Source organism: Eggerthella sp., assembly GCF_048329335.1.
Taxonomy (GTDB): domain Bacteria; phylum Actinomycetota; class Coriobacteriia; order Coriobacteriales; family Eggerthellaceae; genus Eggerthella; species Eggerthella lenta.
Window position 1 is genome coordinate 1 of sequence record NZ_DBFEGU010000297.1, and the last position, 3,243, is coordinate 3,243.

A 3,243-nucleotide genomic window follows, 5' to 3' on the forward strand; every position below is an offset into this window, starting at 1 on the left:
TCTTCGTTGTGCACCATCCCGGCATACGCCGTCGAAAGCGATGCGGAACCCGCCCCTCCCGGACGGGTCCAGGCGGATGAGACGGCGCCGAATCAGAGCCCCGAAGCCGATCACGGGTCTGGAAACGAGGTTCCGGACGCATCCGGCACCGCCGAGGCTTCCGGATCCGAATCTCAAACCCGAACCGAAAACGCAACGGAGCCTACGGCTTCGCCCCTGCAAGCTGAAAACGCTTCGCGCAGCGCCGTTGCCCCGCCGGCAGGCGAGCTGCGCGTGACGCTGACCGAGGGCCGTCCGGCGGCGACGGCCGGCACCGCCTACGAGGTGGCCCTCGCCGACTCCGACGGCGTGCAGGTCGGCGCGCAGCAGCTGAACCTTTCCCTTGAAGGCGACTCCTGGTCGGTCGCACGATTCGACGGTCTGGCCGACGGTTCCTACACGCTGAGCGTGCGCGCGCCCGGCATCGCGCCGTACTCCCAGAAGATCGACGTCAAGGGCGATTCCTCCGCCGTTGAGCTGTACGTGGGCGACCTGGCCGCCGACCCGCAGGCTCCGGCGCGCATCGGCGTGCTCGTGCCCGGCGATGTCAACGGCGACGGCACGGTCGACGATGCGGACGCCTCCGCCATCATCGACGACATAGAGGCGGGCGCGGCAAGCCCCGCCTGCGACGCGAACGGCGACGGCACGGTGTCGCTCGCGGATCTCGAGACGGCCGTGTCCAGCTTCGATCGCGTCGCGGTGGAGGCCACCGTGGCGCGCTCGCTGCCCCCCGCGGCGGTCGAGGCGGCGCCGGGCGAGGGCACCGAGGTGGCGTCCGGCAGCCTCGACGAGGTGGTAGGCGCGGACGCGAAGCCCGTCTCGCTCAGGGCCTCGGAGGCCATTTCCGACGAGCATCCGGTGGAAGTGTCCTTCGACCTGGCGAAAGATTCCGAACAGGCCCCGCAGCTGGGCGGCATGGTGATCAACGTGCCCGCCAGCGGCGACCATGCCCCCGAGGCGGGCCGCCTCTTGGTCGAGCTGACGGACGGCACCGTCCGCGAGATCGGCATCTCCCGCGCCGAGGCTCGCGCGGCCTTCTTCCGCTCCAGCGCGCCCACGGCCGTGATCGACGAGAACGGCACGGTGGTGGTGGACTTCGGCGGCCAGATCGCTGTCAAGAAGGTCACGCTCGTCATCACCAAAACGCAGGGCGGCACGAACCTCGCCGAGGTGTCCAAGGTGGAGTTCCTCAACAACATGGAGGAGCGCATCCCCGAACCCGAGCTGAACATTCCCGGCGAGCTTTCCGCCGTCGCGGGCAGCAAGCAGTTCTCCGTTTCATGGAAGGCGGAGACCAACGTGACGGGCTACGAGCTCTCCATCAGCGCGAACGGCAGGGAAGAGGTCAAGCGCACCACGGGCACCTCGCTTTCCATCACGCAGTTCGACGAGCAGAAGATCAAGAACGGCACCGTGTTCACCCTCAAGGTTCGCTCCACGAACGGCGCCTGGCGCAGCGACTGGTCCGGCAGCGTCCAGGTCACGCCGAAGGCCGAGAAGGTTCCCGACGCGCCCGAGGGCATCTCGCTGTCCGGCGCCTATCGAGGGTTCAAGGCCAGCTGGAAGAACATGGAGGACACCGATTCGTACAACCTGTTCTATCGTGAGAAGGCCGACGAGGGCGGCGATTTCACGAAGGTGCCCGACCTGACGAAGACTTCCTGCTCCGTTGACGGTTTGAAGGACGATACCGAGTACCAGGTGTATCTGACCGGTGCGAACGAGATCGGCGAGAGCGCGCCTTCGGTCATGGCCGTCGTGCGCACGGCGAACGTCAAGCCGGCGCAGCTGCCGGCTTACCGCCTGGTTAACACCGAGAACGCGGATGGCGACTACCTGAACCGCATCGTCTCGGCAACCTACGGGCGCGGCTCCATGATCGACAGCCCGCTGGACGAAGCGTCGGGCGAGGCAAAAAGCGCCTACGGCTTGTTCGACGACGACTACGCGTCGTATCTCAAAGTGGCCGACTGGGACGAGGGCGGCTTTTACCCCGCGCTCGGCAAGGGCGTCACGGTGACGTTCGACCAGCCCCAGACGCTCGGCATGGTTTCGTTCGCCGACGTTCAGGACGGCGTTCCTTACGGCAGGGTCAGCGTCTCTTACGTCGACGACGCCGGCGCTTGGCAGACCGTCCAGGCGAACGTGCAGATGCGCACGGGCGAGAACGGGCGCAAGTACGTGCTGGCGAAGCTGCCTCAGCCCGTGACCTCGTCCAAGGTGAGGATCGGCATGGGACATTCCTGGTCCTCGGGCAACGTCGTGGTCGCCGAGATGCGCTTCCATGCCTACGACAGCCTGGAGAACGACATCATGGCGCTGTACGCCGACGACCTGCACCTCGAGCTGAAAGACGACGTGACCTCCGCGGCGGTGGACGAGCTGCAGCAGCGCCTGGACACGCCCGACCCGGCAAGCGGTGAGTTCAACCCGTACCGCGTGGAGCTGCAGGTGGAGCTTGACAACGCCCGCAAGCTGCTGGCAACCCAGGGCCTCGAGGGCACGGTGCGCGTGCACAACGGCATCTCCTCGGCGCGCGACAACCGCAGCCTGGGCATCAGCGGCCTGAACGCCTGGCAGCCCTTGGGCGCCGTGGTGGCCGAGGGCGACCAGATCGTGGTGTACACGGGCGCGAAGGGAGCGGTCACCGGCAAGGAGGCGCCGCTGCGCCTCGTGGTGTCGCAGCAGCATCCGGAGTCCAGCAACGTGTCCACGACCATCGCCACGCTCAAGGTGGGCCGCAACGAGATAACGATCCCCAGCTTGTCGTCGCTCGACGTCGAACACGGCGGCCAGCTGTACGTGGAGTACACGGGCGATAACGATGCCGCCGATTGGGGCGTGCGCGTCAGCGGAGCCCAGGCGGTGCCCGTGCTGGATCTGTACCAGGTGGACGACCCGGCCGAGCGCCTCGCGCGCACCACGGCCTACGTCAAGGCGCTGGAGGCATACGTGCCGGCCCTGGAGGAGAGCCATGGAAAGCTGCACGGGGCCGGCGGAAACGCCGCGGTGCGCTTCGACTACGATCCTAGGAACTGCATCCTGAACGCCACCGACGTCATGCTCGACCAGATGATGTACTCGGTTCCGGCCCAGCAGATGCTGGCCGGAGCGGGTTCCGGCGCCGCCGACGAGCGTGCGGCCCGGCTGCTGGCCTCGTTCGACGCCATGGACCAGATGATGGAGCTGTTCTACCAGCAC

The 3,243-nt window shown here is 67.3% G+C and carries 1 protein-coding gene; it reads left to right on the forward strand.

What is annotated here, in order from left to right:
* Positions 1 to 273: 273 nt before the first annotated feature.
* On the forward strand, positions 274 to 3,243 hold a 2,970-nt coding region (locus ACMO6A_RS09450), incomplete at its 3' end, for a fibronectin type III domain-containing protein (RefSeq protein WP_418471150.1).